The sequence below is a fragment of the Kitasatospora sp. NPDC034023 genome, from assembly GCF_055575795.1.
This window is the reverse complement of the sequence record NZ_JBVIRY010000013.1, coordinates 1-20,219: the sequence shown is the minus strand read 5'-3', so window position 1 is coordinate 20,219 and position 20,219 is coordinate 1. Positions and strand designations below refer to the sequence as shown.

Sequence of the window (20,219 nt, the reverse complement as noted above, 5' to 3'; positions counted from 1 at the left end):
GCGGTGAGAGGCTGGTCGTGTGGAGGAACCTCCCCTCGATGGCCCGGAATCCGCACTGTCCCGTCAAGTGCTGCGGGCAGCCCTGGCGGACCCTGGCCACCTGCCCGAACTGCTGGCCAATTTCGCCGTCCACCATCTCGGGCGGCGCGCCGGCGCCTCGGTCGCCCGCGCGCGCGACCAGCATCCCGACGCCGGTGACGCCGAGCTGTGCGTCATGGTGATCACACGGGGCCGGCGGGTCAGCCAGAGCGAGGGCGCATTCGTGGGCGGCCCGTTCATGGCGCTCGTCCCGTTCGCGTTCTGCAGCGCGCTGCTCACGCAGAGCCGGATGATGCTGGAGTTGGCGGCGGTCGCGGGGCGGGAGCCCACCGATGGCGCACGGGCGGCCGAGCTGCTCGTGATCCAGGGCGTGTACCAGGACGAGGAGCAGGCCCGGGCCGCGCTCGAGGCCGCCGCGGCGACGCGAACCGATACCCCTCCCGGCCGTATCGCAGCCCTGTGGAGGGTGGTGAAACGGATGGCCTACCTGCTCGGCGTGGTTACCCCCGAGCAACGGCCGACGTCGACCGCCGCCCGCGTCGGGCAGTGGATCCTGCTCGCGGTGGTCCTCCTCATCGGCCTGGTAGCCCCGCTGATCTGGTTGCCCTACCTCGGTTACTCCTACCACCGTGCGACCCAGGAACTCGGCAAGCGAGCCCGGGCGTACTACCACGGCGACGCCACCACCGCGCCGTCGGAGTCGGACCACGCCACCCGGGCCCGGCCCGCGCTCGTGGGCTCCGGCCTCAGGACAGTGCTCTCGCTGCTGCTGCCGATCGGTGCGGTGATGCTCGTGGTCGCCACCGACGCCAAGCTCGCGGGCAGCCGGTACCCGCTGCTCCTGGTCGCGCTGGTCACGCTGTCCGGTGTAGTCGGTGCGCTCTGGTACCTGCGCCACCGACACGTGCGCCGGCCGGCGGACTGACCCCGCTGCACCGGGGTGGGCGGGGTCCCGTGTGTTCGGGGCAGGCACTCGGCGGGCAGCGTGATCCCGGCTGCTGCCACGCCGACGCGGCCGGCAGCGGTGCTGTCCCGATCTTGGGAGGGTTGTCACGCGTGGCCGGCGGAGGCACCTGGGGCTGTTGGATGCGGTGCGCGGTCGCCGTCCGGGCCGGTGTCGAGGAACTCGCGGATGGCGAAGCCGAGCGCCACCAAGAAGCCGATCCACAGAACCACTGCTTTACCACCGGCTGCAGACGCGGCTCACCCGCGTGGCGTTTCCACCGCGCCGGATGCCGCCGGCGTCCGCGATGATCGGAGGAACACCTCCCCGCCGGCTGTGGGGCGGCCCTGCGAGTCCCGTCACCCGGCAGGGGCTCGGCGCCGCGTGACCGCAGAAACCGCTGCCGCGCCCGGAGGGCCGACACCGGCAGGACGGTCGGAGCTTCTCGACCCAGGGTCGCCTGACCGGTTCTCCCGGCGGGCCGGACGCCGAGGAGACGGTACGCCATGCCCGCCGAGCCCGCTGCCCCGCAGGACCCCTTCGCGGTCGTCCGCAGCCGCGAGTACGTCGCGCTGCTGGTGATGGCGGCCGTGCTGGGCGTGCCGATCTCGGCCGCTGCGTACGGCTTCCTCGCCCTCGTCTCCGAACTCCAGTCCCTGGTCTACGACGACCTGCCCAAGGGCCTCGGCTTCAGCGGAACGCCGAACTGGTGGGCCGTGCCCGTGCTCGCCGTCTCCGGCGTCCTGGTCGCCCTCACCATCCGGCAGCTTCCCGGGCGAGGCGGGCACGAGCCGGCCGACGGGCTCAAGACCGGCGGCATCCCATCCGTGGCCACGGTGCCCGGGGTCGCCCTCGCCGCGATCGCCTCGCTCAGCCTCGGCGTCGCGCTCGGCCCGGAGGCCCCACTGATCGCGCTCGGCGGCGGCCTGGCCGTCGGCGCGATCCGACTGTTCAAACGCGACGCCCCTCCCAACGCCCTCGCCGTCATCGGCGCGGCGGGCAGCTTCGCGGCGATCAGCGAACTCCTCGGCTCGCCCATCCTCGGCGCGTTCCTGCTGATGGAGGCCTCCGGCCTGGCCGGGCCGATGCTCGGCGTCGTCCTGGTGCCCGGCCTGCTCGCCGCCGGCATCGGCTCGCTGATCTTCACCGGCCTGGACTCCTGGACCGGCCTGGGCACCTACTCCCTGTCGCTGACTCACGTACCACCCGCCGACCGGCCCACCCTCGCCGCGTTCGGCTGGGCGGTCCTCGCAGGCCTCGCCGCCCCGGTCCTCGGCGAGGTGATCCGTCGCTTGGCCCTGCGCCTGAGAACACACGTCGAGCCGCGAAGGGTGCCGATCACCGCGCTGATCGGCGTCCTCATCGGAGTACTCGCCCTGCTCTACACCAGCATCACCGACAAACCGATCTCCGGAGTGCTGTTCTCGGGCGAGAGCACCATCGGCCCCCTCCTGGCCGACCAGGCCGGCTACTCCGTCGGCACACTGCTGCTGCTGGTCGTGTTCAAGTCGCTCGCCTACATCGCGTCGCTCAGCGCCTTCCGCGGCGGCCCGGTCTTCCCGTCCCTGTTCGTGGGCGGCGCGGGCGGCCTGGCCATGTCCCACCTTCCCGGACTCGACACCACCACGGGCTTCGCCATCGGGGTGGGCGCGCTGAGCGTCGCCATGCTCAAACTCCCGATGACCTGCGTCCTGCTGGCCACCCTGCTGCTCGGCTCCCAGGGGCTCACCGTGATGCCACTGGTGATCGTCGCGGTGGTGGTCTCCTACGTAGGGACCCAAAGACTCGCGGGACGGGCGACCGGTGCCACCGTCAAACCCGGGCCCCCGGGGACGCCCGCCCCCTGACACATCCGCGGTCGGTTGACGACGACGCCCACAAAGCGGTCCCGGGCTGCTTACCCCTCGTCATCCCGACGGCCGTGGCCGGCCGGTGCCGTCGTCGGTGTCCGCGCCGCCGGGAGGCGGGGCGAAGTCGGGGAAGACCGGCCGATTACCCCGGTTGAGTCCCACGTTGACGGCGCCCAGGATGACGCGCGCGGCGATGCCGACGAAGACCAGGTCCCCGAGCATCTGCAGGACGACCAGCGCTCTGGCCGCCTCGCTCTTGGGGACGATGTCGCCGAAGCCCACGGTGGAGAGCACGGTGACGGTGAAATACACGGAGTCCATCCGCGTCAGGGGGTCCGTGAAGGACCCGGATTGGCTCCGCGCCGCGAGGTAGTAGGTCGTCGCGAACAGGAGGATGAACAGCGGGACGCTCGTGGCCAGCGCCTCGATGGCTTTGAGCCGAGGGTAAGGGGACCGGATGATCGACCGTGTCTGCCAGGCGACGAGCGCGGACACCATGAGCAGCCCGGCGATGAGACCCACCGCCGTGGCCGCCCCGAAGGGCTCGTCCAGCGGCAGCAGAAAGTACGCCGCCACCAGGATGGCCGCGGTCAGCACCGACCGCATGAGTACCCACAGGAGGAGAACGCGGCGCTTGCGCTTGGACATATCCTCCGGCCCGGACGGTCGCCTCATGCCGGTTCCCGTGAGCCCCAGGACCGGAATGTCAGTCGGTCGATCCTCATAGAAGCCAGCATGCAGACTCCGCACGGCTTTCCGGGATTGCCGCTGGTGTGTTCCCGGCCGATTCCTCCGACCGGTAGGCCACAACGTTGCTCGATCCCCAGCACAACCTGGTCACCAGCCGCCAGGCCTACCGCCCCCAACGTCGCCGACTTCGCCGCCGGGCGGCGCAGTGAGGACACCCTCCTCCCGGCCGTACGGGACTCTGACCTAGCCGTCCTGGCCGAGTGCCTCGCGGTACCACGCGGCGGCCTGCGGGAGGCGGGCGAGCGGGCCGGGGCCGGGCGGGCAGGCGGCCAGGCGCCAGATGTCCTCGCTGCGGTACCAGTGGTCGCGGACGATCATGCCGAACTGGCGCTCGGAGACCCGACCGGGCACGGCGGCCAGCAGTCGGCGGCACTCGTCCCACGGGACGTCCGGCACGTCCGGGCCGTCCAGGGCGGGCAGCAGGCCGAGGGCGGCCAGGGCCGCGAGCAGGTCACCGGAGCGGACCGGGTCGGGGTGGGAGGCGTGGTGGACACCGGGCGGGACGGCGTGGTCGTCCAGGGCGAGCGCGGTGACCAGCCGGGCCAGGTCGGTGCGGTCCACCACCGAGAGCCGGGCAGCGCCGCCCGCCCAGCGCACCGGCACCCGGCGGACCAGCTCGGCCAGGGCCGGCACCACCCAGCGGTCCCCCGCCCCGGTCACCAGCCCGGGGCGCAGCACGTACGCGCCGGCGTCCAGGGCGTGGCGCTCGCCGAGCAGCCGGGTACGGCTGGCCTCGGACACCGGGGCGGGCGACACCTCGTCCACCGCGATGCCCGCGTGCGGCCCCTCGCCGTACACCGCGGCCGTCGAGAGGTGGACGATCCGGCGCACCCCGGCGCGGGTGGCGGCCGCCATCAGCGCGGCCGTGCCCCGGACGTTCGCCGCCTCGCACTCCTCGGCGCAGCCGTCGACCCGGGAGGCCAGGTGGACCAGCACTCCGGCGCCCTCGCAGAGCTCCGCCAGGGCCGCCCCGTCGGTGAGGTCGCCCGGCACCCAGGTGGTGCCGGGGGCGGGGGCCTCCGGCACCCGGCGGGCCAGCGCGCGCACCCGCACGCCGCGCGCCGCGAGGGCCGCCAGGACCCCGGAGCCGATGAAACCGGTCGCCCCGGTCAGCGCGACGGTGGTCCGCGCCGCGGCTCCCCGTTCCGTCGCCGCCGTGTCTGCTTCCGTCGCCGTACGTGGCTCCGTCGCCATGTCTGGGCCTCCCTGCCGACCGGCCGGTCAGTCTAGCCAGCGGGCCGTCCGGTGGGCAGACACCCCGTACGGAGGGGGTGGGGGCACGGCCCGAGGTAAGGCCCACCTAGGCTGTAGGCCAAGCAAAAGGGGCGAACCGGACCCGCACCGGGGGCCACGAGGACGGAAAGCAGGACCCGCCGATGGGCGACGGAATGTCAGGCATGCACCACCACGGCGGGATGACCCAGCTAGGACCGTTCACCTTCTCCAACGTCTGGACCTGGTCCCCGGACTGGGTGTTCCTGCTCGGCGGCCTGGTCGCCCTGGGGCTCTACGCGGCGGGCGTGGTCCGGCTGTACCGGCGCGGCGACCGCTGGCCGATCAGCCGGATGGTCGGCTGGGCGGTCGGCGTCGGCACCCTGCTGCTGGTCACCTGCAGCGGGCTGAACGACTACGGCATGGTGCTGTTCAGCGCGCACATGATCCAGCACATGGTGCTCTCCATGCTGACGCCGATCCTGCTGCTGCTGGGCGCCCCGATCACCCTGGCGTTGCGCGCGCTGCGCCCGGCCGGCAAGGGCCGCCCGCGCGGGCCGCGCGAGCTGCTGGTGGCGCTGCTGCACAGCCGGTACGTCCGGATCATCTCGCACCCGGCGTTCACCATCCCGCTGTTCATCGCGAGCCTGTACGGGGTCTACTTCACCCCGCTGTTCGACTTCCTGATGCAGTACCGCCTCGGGCACATCTTCATGATGGTGCACTTCCTGTTCGCCGGTCTGGCCTTCTTCTGGCCGATCATGGGCGTGGACCCGGGCCCGCACCGGCCCGGCCACGTGATGCGGATCATCGAGCTGTTCATGGGGATGCCGTTCCACGCCTTCTTCGGCGTGGCGGTGATGATGGCCAGCCACCCGCTGGTCACCACCTTCACCGCGGAGGGGTCGCCGCCCGGGACGAAGCTGCTGGAGGACCAGAAGCTGGCGGGCGGCATCACCTGGGCGTTCGGCGAGATCCCGACCGCGATCGTGCTGATCGCCCTGGTCTACCAGTGGATGGGCTCCGAGCAGCGGCAGGCCCGCCGCCGCGACCGCGCCGAGGACCGGTCCGGCGACGCCGAGCTGGAGGCGTACAACGCCTACCTGGCCTCACTGCACAAGCGCGACCGGCGACCGGGGGCGGGCGCGGCCCCGGGGGCGCCGGGCGCCTCGACGGCTCCCTCGACTACGGCGGCTCCGGCCGCTTCGGCAACTCCGGCGGCCGAGGCGGGCTGAGCACCCGCGCCGCTCCGGAACCCCCGCTCCCGGGAACCCCCGTTCCACCTCCGGAACGGGGGTTCCGCCGTTCCCGGGCCGGGCGCCGGAACGGTGGTTCCGCGGTACGCGTTCGAACGGATATGCACGTCCTGCTGATCGGCGCCGTCCTGCTCTGCGGGTACGTCCTGCTCTGGCTGCTCGGTTTCCTCGGCTTCGCACTGCTGCACCGGCGCCGCCGGCCCGTGCCGGTCGGCTCCGACTTCCTGGTCGTCCTGGGCGCGGCGCTGGACGGCTGTGAGCCCGGGCCCACGCTGGCGGCCCGGCTGGACGCCACGCTGGAACGATTCGCCGCCGAGGAGGCCGCCGGGTACGCCCCGCTGGTCCTGGTGACCGGCGGCAAGGGCCCGCACGAGCTGTGCACCGAGGCCGCCGCGATGGCCCGCTACCTGATCGCCCGGGGCGTCCCGGCCGAGCGGATCCGGCGCGAGGAGCGGGCCGTGAACACCACCGAGAACCTCCGGTTCAGCGCGGCCCTGATGGCCGCCGAGCGCCCCGGCTACCGGTGCACGGTGGTCACCAGCGGCTTCCACGCCGTCCGCTCCGCGCTCGCCGCCCGCCGGGCCGGCGCGACCGCCGAGGTGCTCGGCGCGGACGGACCGCTGGCGCACGGCCCGTACCTGCTGCTGCGGGAGGCCGTCGGTACCGCGCTGACCCTGCTCGGCCGCATCTGAGCCGGACACCGGCCTCCGGGCGAGGGCCGGAGGCCGGGGGAACGCGGGGCCGGGGGAACGCGGGGAGGCCCCCGGGTCCGCACGCACGGACCCGGGGGCCTCCCGGTGGTTCAGCTCGGCTCGGCTCGGCTCAGTGCAGAGCCCGACCGGGTTCAGCCGAGGCTGGCGAGCGCCTCGTTGAGGGTCTTCGACGGGCGCATCACGGCCGCGGCCTTGGCCGGGTCCGGCTGGTAGTAGCCGCCGAGGTCGACCGCCGAGCCCTGGACGGCGATCAGCTCGTCCACGATGGTCTGCTCCTGCTCGGTCAGCGTCTTGGCCAGGCCCTCGAAGGCCTGGGCGAGCTCGGCGTCGGCGGTCTGCTTGGCCAGCTCCTGGGCCCAGTAGGTGGCCAGGTAGAAGTGGCTGCCGCGGTTGTCGATGCCACCGAGGCGGCGGCTCGGCGACTTGTCCTCGTTGAGGAAGGTGCCGGTGGCGCGGTCCAGGGTGTCGGCCAGCACCTGGGCGCGGGCGTTGCCGGTGGTGGTGGCCAGGTGCTCGAAGCTGGCGGCCAGCGCGAAGAACTCGCCGAGGCTGTCCCAGCGCAGGTAGTTCTCCTTGACCAGCTGCTGGACGTGCTTCGGGGCGGAGCCGCCGGCGCCGGTCTCGAACAGGCCACCGCCCGCCATCAGCGGGACGACCGACAGCATCTTGGCGCTGGTGCCCAGCTCCAGGATCGGGAACAGGTCCGTCAGGTAGTCACGCAGCACGTTGCCGGTCACCGAGATGGTGTTCTCGCCGCGGCGGATGCGCTCCAGCGAGAACTTGGTGGCCTCGACCGGGGACTTGATCTCGATCTGCAGGCCGGTGGTGTCGTGCTCCGGCAGGTAGGTCTTGACCTTCTCGATCAGCACCGCGTCGTGGGCGCGAGTCTCGTCCAGCCAGAACACCGCCGGGTCGCCGGTGGCGCGGGCGCGGGAGACGGCCAGCTTGACCCAGTCCTGGATCGGCAGGTCCTTGGTCTGGCAGGCGCGGAAGATGTCGCCCGGCTGGACGGCCTGCTCCAGCACCACGTTGCCGTCGGCGTCGACCAGGCGGGCAGTGCCGGCGGCCTCGATCTCGAAGGTCTTGTCGTGCGAGCCGTACTCCTCGGCCTTCTGCGCCATCAGGCCGACGTTCGGCACCGAGCCGATGGTGGCCGGGTCGAGGGCGCCGTTGGCGCGGCAGTCGTCGATGACGGCCTGGTACACGCCGGAGTAGCTGCTGTCCGGCAGCACGGCGAGGGTGTCGGCCTCCTGGCCGTCCGGGCCCCACATGTGGCCGGAGGTGCGGATCATGGCCGGCATCGAGGCGTCGACGATGACGTCGCTCGGCACGTGCAGGTTGGTGATGCCCTTGTCGGAGTCGACCATGGCCAGGGCCGGGCCCTCGGCCAGCTCGGTCTCGAAGGAGGCCTTGATCTCCGCGCCGTTCGGCAGCGCGTCCAGGCCTGCCAGGATGCCGCCGAGGCCGTTGTTCGGGTTCAGGCCGGCGGCGGCCAGCGCAGCGCCGTGGGCGGCGAAGGTCTTCGGGAAGAAGACGCGCACGACGTGGCCGAAGATGATCGGGTCGGAGACCTTCATCATGGTGGCCTTGAGGTGCACCGAGAACAGCACGCCCTCGGCCTTGGCACGGGCCACCTGGGCGGCCAGGAACTCGTTGAGGGCGGCGGCGCGCATCACGGAGGCGTCGACGACCTCGCCGGCCAGCACCGGCACCTTCTCGCGCAGCACGGTGGTGGTGCCGTCCTCGCCGACCAGCTCGATGCGCAGGGCACCGTCGGCCGCGACCACGGCGGACTTCTCGGTGGACCGGAAGTCGTTCTCGCCCATGGTGGCGACGTTGGTCTTGGAGTCGCCCGTCCAGGCACCCATGCGGTGCGGGTGGGTCTTGGCGTAGTTCTTGACCGACAGCGGCGCGCGGCGGTCCGAGTTGCCCTCGCGCAGGACCGGGTTGACGGCGCTGCCCTTGATCTTGTCGTAACGGGCGCGGACGTCCTTGTCCTCGTCGGTCTGCGGGTCGTCCGGGTAGTCCGGCAGGGCGTAGCCCTGGGCCTGCAGCTCGGCGACGGCGGCCTTCAGCTGCGGCACGGAGGCCGAGATGTTCGGCAGCTTGATGATGTTGGCGCTCGGGGTCTTGGCCAGCTCACCCAGCTCGGCCAGGGCGTCGCCGATCCGCTGCGCCTCGGTCAGACGCTCCGGGAAGCTCGCGATGATCCGCCCGGCCAGGGAAATGTCGCGGGTCTCCACCCGTACACCCGCGGTCGAGGCATACGCCTGGACCACCGGCAGGAACGAGTAGGTCGCCAGGGCCGGAGCCTCGTCGGTGTGCGTATAGATGATGGTCGAGTCAGTCATCGGTACTCCGCTTCACGTCTCCAACGTCTTGACGTCAAGATATCTCGTCACGGGCCCCTCGCTCCACCGCCCCCCGCCCCGGAGCGCACGCCGGTCTCCCCGAGGGCGCTCCCGCGGCCGTGACCAGGGGCAGAATCCACGGTCGTCCGAGCCGGGACGCACGGCAAACGGAGCACCCTCGGCCGGCGGTGTCGTCCATCCGGGTGAGCCGAACGTCAGGAGTGCGTCAACGCACCACCCCATTCGGTCAACGCTGCGTCAGGACCGGCGACGCCCGGGGCGAACCGCCCTAGCGTCGAGGAAGCAGTTCCGGCAGGAACCACCACCCCACCCGGGAGCATCCGCATGGCCCGCGTCGTCTGGCACGTACCGGTCACCACCTCCGGCACCGGCAGCACCACCGCACTCCGCCTCTTCCGCCTGCGCGACGGCCGCCGCTGCGCGGTCGGATTCTCCAGCCCCGAAGCCCTCGCCGCCCTCCTCGGACCGGACCAGGCCCACACCGAACTCGGCGAACCCGCCCTGCGCGACCTCACCGCCCCGCTCGGGGTGACCACCCTGGTCCTGGACCCGAGGCTGGTCGCCCCGCCCGTCTCCACCCCCGCCGCACCGCCCGCCCCGGCCCCGACCGCTCAGCTCCAGCACCGGTGACGGCCCCGCTCCAGCTCGTCCCGGGCGGCCTGGCCCCCGACAGCCACCTGCGGCCGGCCCGGTCCCTGCACGCGATCGCCCGGGTCAGCCACGGCCCGGTCCCGCTGGACTTCGACCGGCTCGCGGCCGAGTTCCCGGCCGTCCAGAGCGGCCTCGCCCTCGCCGGCGAAGCCGACCTGGAGCTCCGGCTCGCCTGCACCGGCCCGGAGGAGTTACGGACGATCGCCGCCGCCCTGCACCGCGCGGGCGCCGCCAGGGTCCGCATCGACCTGGTCCTGCGCGCCCTCACCCCGACGCCGGTGACCCTGCGGCCGGTGCCGTGAGCAGCGTGCTCACTCCTCGCCGGGGCGCGGGTCCGGGTTGATCGCCTGGCCGTCGACGGGCTGGCCCCAGGCGTCGTCGCCGAGCGCGTCGACGCAGTAGCCGCTGCCCTCGACGTGCCCGCCCGCACCCCGGCACTGCTCGGCGGTGACGTCCCGGAGCCCGGTCGCCGACGCCGGAACAGCGGCGGCGGCGACCGTGGCACCGGCGGCGGTGGTGAGCAGGGCGGTGGTGAGCAGGACGGTGGTGGGCAGGACGGTGGTGGGCAGGACGGCGGACGCGGTCGTGACGGCCACCCGGGCCAGGCGTGAGCGGTTCATGCGGACCACCACAGCACGGCCACACGCCCCCGGCGACCACAGGAGCCCGCCCGGGTGGCCGGCCGCGTGGCCGCCGGGGTGGCCGCCGGGTACGGCCACCCCGCCGGGCTACCCGCGGGCCAGCGCCCCGATCGCCGCGAGCAGCAGCGCCGAGCCCAGCAGCAGTCCCGCCGTGACCGGCTCTCCCAGGAACAGCACGCCGATCACCGCCGCCGTCGCCGGCTCCAGCAGCACCAGCACCGCCGCCGTCGTCCCGGGGACGGCGGTCAGCCCGGTGAAGTACCAGCGGTAGGCGAGCAGCGTGGGCACCGTGCCGAGGAAGAGCAGCGCGATCCCGGTCACCGCCGGGTCCCCGGCCGTCGGCAGGAGGCTCCGGGTGGCCGCGAGCGGGAGCAGGCAGAGCAACCCGGTGGTGAAGGCACCGGTACTGGCCCGGGCCGAGCCGCCGCCACGCGCCCAGAGGGTGAGGCCGCTCTGCCCGGCGCCCGCCAGGACGGCCAGCGCGACGCCCAGCGCCGGGCGCGGCCCGGCGGCCGGGGCGGCGACCAGCAGGGCGAGCCCGGCGAGGGCCAGGACGACGACGGCGAGCGCACGGCGGGTGAGGCGCTCGCCGAGCAGCAGGTGTGCGCCGAGGCTGGTGAGCACCGGGCCGGCGCCGATGGTGATCAGGGTGCCCAGCCCCAGGCCCGCGTAGCGCACGGAACCGAAGTAGGCGCACTGGCTGACCGCCAGGCCGAGCCCGGTCAGCACGGCGGCTCCAGGCCGGGCGGCACCCCGCCGGGCGGCTCCGGGCCGGGCGGCTCCCCGCTCGGCTTGGCGTTCGCCGGTCGGCAGCAGGGCCAGGCAGAGCGCCGCGACGCCGAAGCGCCAGCAGGAGACGGCCACCGGGCCGAGGCCGCTGGTGCGCATCAGCAGCGCGGCCACGGCCCCGCCCACGCCCCAGGCGACGGCGGCGGCGGAAATGGACAACAGGCCGTGCCGGAAGGGCACGGCGGTGTACGAGGTCATGCGTCGGTACTCCACGATGAATGGCCGGTTCAGGTCCGCTGGGTGCGCGGGCGGCAGTCATCGCCCCGACTGCGGGCGGAATCCCGCCGAGCCGGGGTGGGTGGAGTGGGCCGCCCGCTAGCGGGCCGGCGGGGGGAGGATCACGTGACGCATGGGGCCAGCGTACGCCGTTGGTGCCCGTGATCTTCCGCCGGTCCGGCCGCGCGACGTACCGTCGGCCGTGAACGGCCGGACGGGATCGGCGGACCCTGCCATCGGGCCGGTCGGCCGGTCGGCTGGCCAGCTGGTCGGCTGGTCGGCTGGTCGGCTGGCGGGCCGGCGGGCCGGCGGGCCGGCGATCCAGGCCCACCGGCCGGCTGTGGTCAGGGAGTTGGGCTACCGGCGAGAGCCGGCCTCGCCCGGCACGGGCCGCCGCTCGCTCGCGCGCGGGCCGGCGGCGGGCTGCCAGGAGTCCGGGATCCGCGGGAACTGGTAGGCCCAGCGGTGGAAGACGAACCGGGCGGCGACGAAGCCCACGCCCAGGCAGACCCCACCGCCGACCGCGTCCAACCAGAGGTGGTTCGCGGTGGCGATGATCACAGTCAGCGTGAACAGCGGGTACAGCAGTCCCAACGCCCGCAGCCAGGCCCGCCTGGCCAGGTAGAACACCGTCAGCCCGCACCAGAGCGCCCAGCCGAAGTGCATCGACGGCATTGCGGCGTACTGGTTGGAGATGCTCGCTCCCGCGCCCGAGGCCAGCGAGCCCCAGGTGTGGTGCGCGGTCACCGTGTCGATGAAGTCGGGCAGCATCCGCGGCGGGGCCATCGGGAAGACGTAGTAGCCGACGAGGGCGATTCCGGTGCCTCCGGCCAGCGCGGTGCGGACCGCCGGGTACCGGCCGGGGTGGCTGCGGTAGAGCCAGACCAGGACGGCGATGGTGATGATGAAGTGCAGTGTGGCGTAGTAGTAGTTCATCCCGACGATCGCCCAGGTCACCGAGTCGATGCCGTGGTTCACCGAGCGCTCGAAGGCCAGGCCGAGGCTCCGCTCCAGGTCCCACACCAGGTTCGCGTGCGCCTTGGCGGTCTCGGCGTGCTGCGGCACCGCGTTGCGCACGAGGTTGTAGACCCAGTAGCTGATCCCGATGAGCGCCAACTCGAACCAGAGGCGCGGCCGGACCGGACGGAGCCGGCGGGCGGCGATCCGGCCGCGCAGCGTGCGCGGACCGTCCGGCGCGGCACCGCCGGCGGCGAGGCCGCCCGTCCCGTCCGTCCCGTCCGTCCCGTTCGCCGCCCCGCCGGGTGACTGCCCCTTGAATTGTGGTGAACTACCGCTGGGGTAAGGCGAGTTGTGCTCGGCACCGGATGCGTGGCTGTCGGTCGGTAACCTCATGGGGAAGAAGTCTGCCAGACGATCCGTGACCGTCCGATCATCCACTCGGCGGGTTTTCGTCACCGGCCGTACGCCCGCAGTGGTACGGGACTTCACCGCCGAGCCGGTCGCACCGATCCCCCGTCCGCTCCGCCCGCGGACCTCATTTCCGCCGTATTGCACAGCATTTCACACCAGGTCACGGCCATCGCGACCGGCTCGCGCACGACTTGACGACGGGAAGGGTCTCCACGCTCCGTTCACGTCTCCCGACAGCAATCCGCACTTCCCCTTTCGGGCCCGGATGAGTAAGACTGGAGTACGGGCCGGGCGGGGGCAGGTCCGTCCGGATCAGGGATCCACCTCCGCCATGTCCGCATTGTCCATCCGGCTTGCCGGTTATGCGAGAAAAGGTGACGCGGTGACGAACCCCTTCGAGGACCCCGAGGCCAACTACCTGGTTCTGGTGAACGACGAGGGCCAGCATTCGCTCTGGCCGGTCTTCACGGAAATTCCGGCCGGGTGGCAGCAGGTGTTCGGCGAGGCCGGACGCCAGGAGTGCCTGGACTACATCGAGAACTCCTGGACCGATATGCGTCCGAAGAGCCTCATCTCGGCCATGGAGCAGTAGTTTCCAGCCCGGCCCGACGAAATTCAGCTTGCAGTACCGGCCACGGCCGGTAGCAACGGGGAGAAAGCCATGGAGCACGGCGGGCACTACACGGTTGTCTGCACTCGATGCGGTTTACGACTCGGGGACGACGGGCTGATCTCGGCCTGCCCCGGGTGCCGTGACAATTCACTGCTGCGGACCGAGTACACCGCCGGCTCACTGGCCGACGCGGTCGCGGCCGCCCCGGCGGCCTCCGGCCTCTTCCGCTACCGCGACTGGCTCCCGGTGATCCGTGAGGTGCCCGGGGCGAGCCTGCCGGCGGTGCACCGATGTCGCGGTCTCGGCGCCGCCCTGGGACTCAGCGACCTCTGGATGGCCTTCAGCGGCTACTGGCCGGAACGCGACTGCCGCATGGACTCCGGAACCTTCAAGGAACTGGAGGCCTTCTCCGTCCTGGGCCGGGTCCCGCAGGACGCGGGCATCATGGTCGTGGCGTCCGCCGGGAACACCGCGGCCGCGTTCGTCCGGGCCACCGAACAGTTCGACTTCCCCTGTGTGCTGGTGGTCCCCGAGCGCGCCCTGCCCGGCCTGGCGCTCGCCGGAACCGGCCCGCAGGTGCGGATCGTCGCCGTCAAGGGCGGCGGCTACAACGACGCCATCACCTACAGCCAGGGCATCCTGGCCACCGGCGCACCCTTCTTCCCCGAGGGCGGAGTCCGCAACGTCGCCCGGCGCGACGGCCTCGGCGTGGTCATGCTGGCCGCGTACGAGCGACTGGGCCGACTGCCCGACTACTACGTCCAGGCCGTCGGCAGCGGCACCGGCGCGATCGCCGCGCACGAGGCGGCCCGGCGGATCGCCGCCACCACGGGCGGCACCCCGCCGCGCACCCTGCTCTGCCAGAACACCGGCTTCGCCCCGCTGCACCGGCTCTGGCTCCAGGAGCGCGCCGGCGCGGCCGAGTCGCTGCCGTCTCCCACTCCGGTTCCTCCCGTTGCTGCGAATCCGGCTCCCACGCCGGTCTCGGCGCCGACTCCGCTCTCGCGTCCGGTCGCGCCGTCGACCGTCGACGTCCACGCCCCCGAACTCGTCAACGCGACACCGCCGTTCGGGGTCCGCGGCGGCGTCCGAGACCTGCTGGCCGACACCTCGGGCGAGGTCCTGCTGGCCGACACCCCGGCCGCGCTCGCCGCGGCCGCGCTGTTCGAGGAGACCGAGGGCATCGACATCGAGCCGGCCGCCGCCGTGGCGGTGGCCTGCCTGCGACGCGCGGTGGCCGAGCGGCGGATCCCGCGTGACGCGCGGATCCTGCTCAACATCACCGGTGGCGGCCGCCGCCGCGCCCGCGCGGAACGCGAAGGCAGCGCCCAGCTCCCGAACGCCTCGCTCGTCGGGGCCGAGGACGACCCGGCGGTCACGGCAGCCATGCTGCTCGACTCGCTGGCCCGGTGACGGCGAGCCCGACCGGGCGCTGACCCCCCATCCAAGCCTCACACCGCCCCAGGCGCCGCCCCGGCGCCGCGAGGGCGGTCACACACGTGCGCCGCCCGACCGCCCGGCCGGGCAGCGTTGGAACCTTCGGGCCGACGGCCCGGGGCGATCCCAGACGAACCGGAGTTCCAGCACATGTCGCCTTCCCAGCCCGAGTACCTGCCCCTGCTTTCCGGCCAGGCCGGAATGTGGTTCGCGCAGCAGCTGGACCCGGCCAGCCCTGCCTACCAGGTCCACGAGTACGTGGAGATCCACGGGCCGGTCGACCCGCAGCTGTTCGAGCGCGCCCTCCACCGGGCCGTCCTCGACTGCCAGACGCTGCGTCTGCGACTGGTGACGAGCGGTCAGGAGCTGCGCCAGTTCGTCGAGCCCGACCCGGCCTGGCGGTTCGTCCCGGTCGACGTCAGCAGTGAGGCCGACCCGTGGGAGGCGGCGCTGAGCTGGATGCGCACCGAGTACCTCCGGCCGTACGACCTGGAGACCGGCCCCGCCTGCGCCTTCGCCCTGATCCGGCTGGCGCCCGACCACTACGTCTGGTCGCTGCGGGCCCACCACGCGATGGGCGACGGCCACAGCGGCCCGCTCTTCGCCGCCCGGGTCGCGGAGGTCTACAGCACCTGGGCGGAGGGCCGGACCCTGCCCGAGGAGAGCGGGATCCCGCCGTTCGCACGACTGGTGGAGGTCGAGGCCGAGTACCGCGCCTCCGCCCAGTTCGCGGCGGACCGCCAGTACTGGCAGGACCGGCTCACCGACCGGCCGACCGCCGTCAACTTCGCCGGCCGGTTCGCCCCCACCTCGCACACCCACCTGCGCCACGCGCGCCGACTGGACTCCGAGTACATGGCCACGCTGCGCACCTCGGCGCGCCGCCTCGGAGTCAGCTGGACCGTCCTGGTGCTCGCCGCCGCGGCCGCCTACACCGCCCGGGTGACCGGCAGCGGCGACGTGGTCCTCGGCTTCCCGGTCGGCGCGCGGTCCGGGGAGGTCGCCCGGACCACCCCGGGCGTGGTCAACAACGTGGTGCCCCTGCGCCTGACCGTCGACCCGCGGGAACCGCTCTCCGCGCTGATCAAGCAGACCAGCCGCGCCGCCCGGGAAGCCCTGCGCCACCAGCGCTACCGCTACGAGGAGATCCGTCGCGACCTCGGGCTGGTCGCCTCCAGCGGGCAACTGTTCGGCCCCACGGTCAACATCCAGTCCTTCGACTACAACCTGGACTTCGGCGGCCACCCGAGCACCACCCACAACCTCAGCAGCGGCCCGGTCGAGGACCTCAACATCCTGATCTACGACCGGCAGACCGGCGACGGCGCCGGGCTCGTCGTCGACGCCAACCCGGCGCTCTACCAGCCGGCGGAGATCGCCGCCCACTGCCGCCGGTTCCAGCACTACCTCGCCGCCCTGGCGGCCGCCGACGGCACCCTGCCGCTGCGCGAGGTCGAACTGCTCGACGCGACGGAGCGGCAGCAGGTCCTGACCGAGTGGAACGACACGGCCGTCGAGCCGCCGTCGGCCACCCTGCCCGCACTGTTCGAGGCCCAGGCCGCCCGCACCCCGGAAGCGGTCGCGCTGGTCTGCGGCGAGCGGGAGCTCTCGTACCGGGAGCTCAACACCCGGGCCAACCGGCTGGCACACCTGCTGATCCGGCGCGGCGTCGGCCCGGAGTCGCTGGTCGCGGTCTGCCTGGAGCGCTCGCCCGAGCTGGTCGTCGCGCTGCTCGCCGTGCTCAAGGCCGGCGGCGCCTACCTGCCCGTCGACCCCGACTACCCCGCCGACCGCATCGCCTACACCCTGGCGGACGCCCGGCCGGTCGTCGTGCTCGCCTCCGAGAACACCGCAGCGACCGTGCCGGCCGACGGGATCCCCGTCGTGCCACTGGACCGGATCGAGCCGGCCACCGGGGACGACACCGAGCCGGACGCTGCGGGCGCCGACCCGGTCGCTGCCGCCCCGGACGACGCCGACCCGGCCGTGGCCGTGCTGCCGGCCCATCCGGCGTACGTGATCTACACCTCCGGCTCCACCGGACGCCCCAAGGGCGTGGTGGTGCCGGGCGGGGCACTGGTCAACTTCCTGGCCGCGATGCAGCGCCGGTTCGCCCTCGACCCCGCGGACCGGCTGCTCGCGGTGACCACGGTCGCCTTCGACATCGCCGCGCTCGAGCTCTACCTGCCCCTGGTCCACGGCGCCCGGGTGGTGCTGGCCCCGCGCGCGACCGTACGGGACCCGCGCGCGCTGCGGGAGCTGGTGACGGCCGCCGGGGTGACGGCGATGCAGGCCACGCCGAGCCTCTGGCACGCGCTGACCGCCGAGGCCGCGGGCGTCGAGGCTGTCGAGCCGGCCGGCGGCGAGCCGGCCGGTGTTCGGGCGCTGGTCGGCGGCGAGCTGGCCGGTGTTCGGGCGCTGGTCGGCGGTGAGGCGCTGGACAGCGGACTGGCCCGGACCCTGGCGGCCCGCACCGCGGGCGTGACCAACCTCTACGGCCCCACCGAGACCACCATCTGGTCCACCGCCCACGAGGTCGGCGGCAAGCACGGCGAGGTACTGCCGATCGGGCAGCCCATCGACAACACCCGGGCCTACGTGCTCGACGAGGCCCTGCGCCCGGTTCCGGCCGGTGTGACCGGCGAGCTGTACCTCGCGGGCACCGGCCTGGCGCGCGGCTACCTCGGCCGCCCCGGCCTGACCGCCGAACGCTTCGTCGCCTGCCCGTACGGCGCCCCCGGCGAGCGGATGTACCGCACCGGCGACGTGGTCCGCTGGAGCGCCGACGGGGAGCTGGAGTTCCTCGGCCGTGCCGACGACCAGGTGAAGATCCGCGGCTTCCGGATCGAACTCGGCGAGGTGCAGGCCGCCGTGGCGTCCTGCCCCGGTGTCGCGCAGGCCGCCGTGGTCGTGCGCGAGGAGGCCCCCGGCGACCACCGGCTGGTCGGCTACCTGGTGGCGGAGCACGGCGCGGACGCGGCCGCGCTGCCCGCCCTGGCCCGGGCGACGGCCGCCGAGCGGCTGCCGGAGTACATGGTGCCGTCGGCCGTGGTGCTGCTGGAGGCACTCCCGCTGACGGCCAACGGCAAGCTCGACCGCAAGGCCCTGCCCGCCCCGGACTACGCGGCCGCGGGCGGCGGCGCCGGGCGCGCGGCGGAGAACCTGCCGGAGGAGATCCTCTGCGCGCTCTTCGCCGAGGTCCTGGGCCTGCCCTCGGTCGGGGTCGAGGACAGCTTCTTCGACCTCGGCGGCCACTCGCTGCTCGCCACCCGCCTCGGCAGCCGGGTGCGGTCCGCCCTGGGGGCCGAACTCCCGCTCCGCACCCTCTTCGAGGCGCCGACCCCCGCCGCGCTGGCGCGGCAGCTGGACACCGGCACGGTGCTGCGAACGCCCGTGGTGGCCACCGGCGATCGGCCCGAGCGGGTGCCGCTGTCCTACGCCCAGCAACGGCTCTGGTTCCTCGGACAGCTGGCGGGATCGACCGCCGACTACAACATCCCTGCGGCCCTGCGGCTTTCCGGCCCGCTGGAGCAGGAGTCCCTGGCGGCGGCACTGCGTGACGTGATCGAGCGGCACGAGGTGCTCCGGACCGTCTACGCCGCGGTCGACGGCGAACCCGTGCAGCGGGTACTGCCGATCGAGGAGGTCACGTTCGCGCTGACCGTCGAACAGGTCGGCGACGAGGAGGAGTTGGCCGCCGCGGTCCACCGCTCGGCCGAGCAGCCCTTCGACCTGGCGACGGAACCGCCGCTGCGGGCCGCACTCTTCGCGCTGGCGCCCGAGCGGCACGTCCTGGTGCTGACGCTCCATCACGTCGCGGGTGACGGCTGGTCATTCGGTCCGCTGGGGCGGGATCTGTCGGCCGCGTACGCGGCGCGGGTGGGCGGCCAGGCGCCCGGATGGGCGCCGCTGCCGGTGCAGTACGCGGACTACACGCTCTGGCAGCGGGAACTGCTGGGGTCGGACGAGGACACCGAAGGCCTGCTGGCACGGCAGTTGGGGTACTGGCGGGAGACGCTGGCCGACCTGCCGGAGGAGCTGGCGCTGCCGTTCGACCGGCCGCGCCCGGCCGTCGCCTCGAACCGGGGGGAGACGGTCGAGCTGACCGTCCCCGCCGAACTGCAGGCGGGGCTGCTGAAGCTGGCCCGAACGGAGGGCGTCACGTCCTTCATGGTGCTGCAGACCGCGCTGGCGGTGCTGCTCTCCCGGCTCGGCGCCGGCGAGGACATCCCGATCGGCACGCCGATCGCCGGCCGTACCGACGAGGCACTGGACGAGCTGGTCGGCTTCTTCGTCAACACCCTGGTCCTGCGCACCGACCTGAGCGGCGCCCCGACGTTCGCCGAGCTGCTGGGCCGGGTCCGCGAGACCGGTCTCGGTGCCTTCGCCCACCAGGACGTGCCGTTCGAGCGCCTCGTCGAAGAGCTGGCACCCGTGCGCTCGATGGCCCGGCACCCGCTCTTCCAGGTCATCCTCGCAGTTCAGAACACCGTTGAAGCGCGCCTCGAACTCCCGGGCGTGGACGTCGAGTTGTCGACTGCCGGGGAGCCGAAGGCGAACTTCGACCTCGCCTTCGAGGTCCGCGAGCGTTACACGGCCACGGACGCACCGGACGGTCTGGCGGTCCGAATCACGTTCGCGGCGGAGTTGTTCGACCGGGCGTCGGTGGAGGTCCTGGGACGACGCTGGCTGCGGGTCCTGGAGGCCCTCGCCACCGATCCGTCACAGCCCGTCCACGCCGTGCAGCTGCTCGACGCCGAGGAGCGGCACCTGCTGCTGGACACCTGGGCCACCCGCCCAGCCCTCGCCCCCACCGCGCAGGGCACGCTCAGCGAGCACTTCGAGGCCCAGACCGCCCGCACCCCCGACGCCATCGCCCTCACCGACGGCGACCAGCAGATCACCTACCGCCAGTTGAACGAGCGCGCCAACCGCCTCGCCCACCTCCTCACCGAGCACGGCGTCCGCCCCGAAACCCTGGTCGCCGTCCGCCTCGACCGCTCGGCCGAACTGGTCGTCGCCCTGCTCGCCGTGCTCAAGGCCGGCGGCGCCTACCTGCCAATCGACCCCGACTACCCCGCCGACCGCGTCGCCTACATGCTCGACGACGCCCAACCGACGCTTCTACTCACCACCGGCAGCACCGACACCGCCATCCCCACCCTCCTCCTCGACCAGACGGACGTCTCCGCCCGGCCCCGCACCAACCCCGCCACGGCCGTGCTGCCCGCCCACCCCGCCTACGTCATCTACACCTCCGGCTCCACCGGACGCCCCAAGGGCACCCTCATCCCCCACCACAACGTCCTCACCCTCTTCGCCAACACCGACCACCACTTCGGCTTCGGCCCCCACGACGTGTGGAC

At 73.3% G+C, this 20,219-nt stretch carries 15 protein-coding genes; 9 read left to right on the top strand and 6 right to left on the bottom strand.

Annotated elements, in window-relative coordinates; genetic code table 11:
• The first annotated feature begins 67 nt into the window (after positions 1 to 67).
• Positions 68 to 964, top strand: a complete 897-nt coding sequence (locus tag ACZ52R_RS18695; RefSeq protein WP_465624760.1) for a hypothetical protein — start codon at positions 68 to 70, stop codon at positions 962 to 964.
• Positions 965 to 1,488: 524 nt separating this feature from the next.
• Complete coding sequence (locus ACZ52R_RS18690) at positions 1,489 to 2,829, top strand: chloride channel protein (protein ID WP_465753755.1); 1,341 nt, start codon at positions 1,489 to 1,491, stop codon at positions 2,827 to 2,829.
• A gap of 60 nt (positions 2,830 to 2,889) precedes the next feature.
• On the opposite strand, the gene ACZ52R_RS18685 is transcribed toward ACZ52R_RS18690, so the two are convergent.
• Positions 2,890 to 3,438, bottom strand: a complete 549-nt coding sequence (locus ACZ52R_RS18685) for a potassium channel family protein (protein WP_465753754.1) — start codon at positions 3,436 to 3,438, stop codon at positions 2,890 to 2,892.
• Positions 3,439 to 3,765: 327 nt separating this feature from the next.
• The gene (locus ACZ52R_RS18680; protein WP_465753753.1) at positions 3,766 to 4,776 is read right to left on the bottom strand and encodes an NAD-dependent epimerase/dehydratase family protein; all 1,011 of its coding nucleotides are present in this window, start codon (positions 4,774 to 4,776) and stop codon (positions 3,766 to 3,768) included.
• A 203-nt stretch (positions 4,777 to 4,979) separates the two neighbouring features.
• Between ACZ52R_RS18680 and ACZ52R_RS18675 the strand changes: the two genes are divergently transcribed.
• The gene (locus ACZ52R_RS18675) at positions 4,980 to 6,029 is read left to right on the top strand and encodes a cytochrome c oxidase assembly protein (protein WP_465753802.1); all 1,050 of its coding nucleotides are present in this window, start codon (positions 4,980 to 4,982) and stop codon (positions 6,027 to 6,029) included.
• Between the two features lie 122 nt (positions 6,030 to 6,151).
• Complete coding sequence (locus ACZ52R_RS18670) at positions 6,152 to 6,742, top strand: YdcF family protein (protein WP_465663895.1); 591 nt, start codon at positions 6,152 to 6,154, stop codon at positions 6,740 to 6,742.
• Positions 6,743 to 6,894: 152 nt separating this feature from the next.
• Here ACZ52R_RS18670 and ACZ52R_RS18665 read toward each other — a convergent pair whose 3' ends face one another.
• Entirely contained in the window at positions 6,895 to 9,114 is a 2,220-nt protein-coding gene (locus ACZ52R_RS18665) for an NADP-dependent isocitrate dehydrogenase (RefSeq protein ID WP_465624753.1), read from the bottom strand.
• 345 nt (positions 9,115 to 9,459) lie between these two features.
• Between ACZ52R_RS18665 and ACZ52R_RS18660 the strand changes: the two genes are divergently transcribed.
• Both ACZ52R_RS18660 and ACZ52R_RS18655 read left to right on the top strand, forming a co-directional pair.
• Positions 9,460 to 9,765: an SAV_915 family protein gene (locus tag ACZ52R_RS18660; RefSeq protein ID WP_465624751.1), complete on the top strand. Its 306-nt coding sequence runs from the start codon at positions 9,460 to 9,462 to the stop codon at positions 9,763 to 9,765.
• Positions 9,762 to 10,088, top strand: a complete 327-nt coding sequence (locus ACZ52R_RS18655; RefSeq protein WP_465624749.1) for a hypothetical protein — start codon at positions 9,762 to 9,764, stop codon at positions 10,086 to 10,088. The genes ACZ52R_RS18660 and ACZ52R_RS18655 overlap by 4 nt, the downstream gene beginning before the upstream one ends.
• A gap of 9 nt (positions 10,089 to 10,097) precedes the next feature.
• Here the strand turns inward: ACZ52R_RS18655 and ACZ52R_RS18650 are convergent, their stop codons facing one another.
• From ACZ52R_RS18650 to ACZ52R_RS18640, 3 genes are all read right to left on the bottom strand, one after another.
• Positions 10,098 to 10,406, bottom strand: a complete 309-nt coding sequence (locus ACZ52R_RS18650; protein ID WP_465753752.1) for a hypothetical protein — start codon at positions 10,404 to 10,406, stop codon at positions 10,098 to 10,100.
• 108 nt (positions 10,407 to 10,514) lie between these two features.
• Positions 10,515 to 11,414 (bottom strand): DMT family transporter, encoded by a 900-nt coding sequence (locus ACZ52R_RS18645; protein ID WP_465624745.1) that lies wholly within the window; start codon positions 11,412 to 11,414, stop codon positions 10,515 to 10,517.
• Between the two features lie 375 nt (positions 11,415 to 11,789).
• Positions 11,790 to 12,785, bottom strand: coding sequence for a phosphatase PAP2 family protein (locus ACZ52R_RS18640; RefSeq protein ID WP_465624743.1), 996 nt, complete (start codon positions 12,783 to 12,785; stop codon positions 11,790 to 11,792).
• A gap of 400 nt (positions 12,786 to 13,185) precedes the next feature.
• Here ACZ52R_RS18640 and ACZ52R_RS18635 point away from each other — a divergent pair, with 400 nt between their 5' ends.
• From ACZ52R_RS18635 to ACZ52R_RS18625, 3 genes are all read left to right on the top strand, one after another.
• Positions 13,186 to 13,395, top strand: coding sequence for an MbtH family protein (locus ACZ52R_RS18635; RefSeq protein WP_360268339.1), 210 nt, complete (start codon positions 13,186 to 13,188; stop codon positions 13,393 to 13,395).
• 69 nt (positions 13,396 to 13,464) lie between these two features.
• Complete coding sequence (locus ACZ52R_RS18630; RefSeq protein ID WP_465624741.1) at positions 13,465 to 14,829, top strand: pyridoxal-phosphate dependent enzyme; 1,365 nt, start codon at positions 13,465 to 13,467, stop codon at positions 14,827 to 14,829.
• 174 nt (positions 14,830 to 15,003) lie between these two features.
• Positions 15,004 to 20,219: amino acid adenylation domain-containing protein (locus ACZ52R_RS18625; protein ID WP_465753751.1), on the top strand; the 5,216-nt coding region annotated here is incomplete at its 3' end.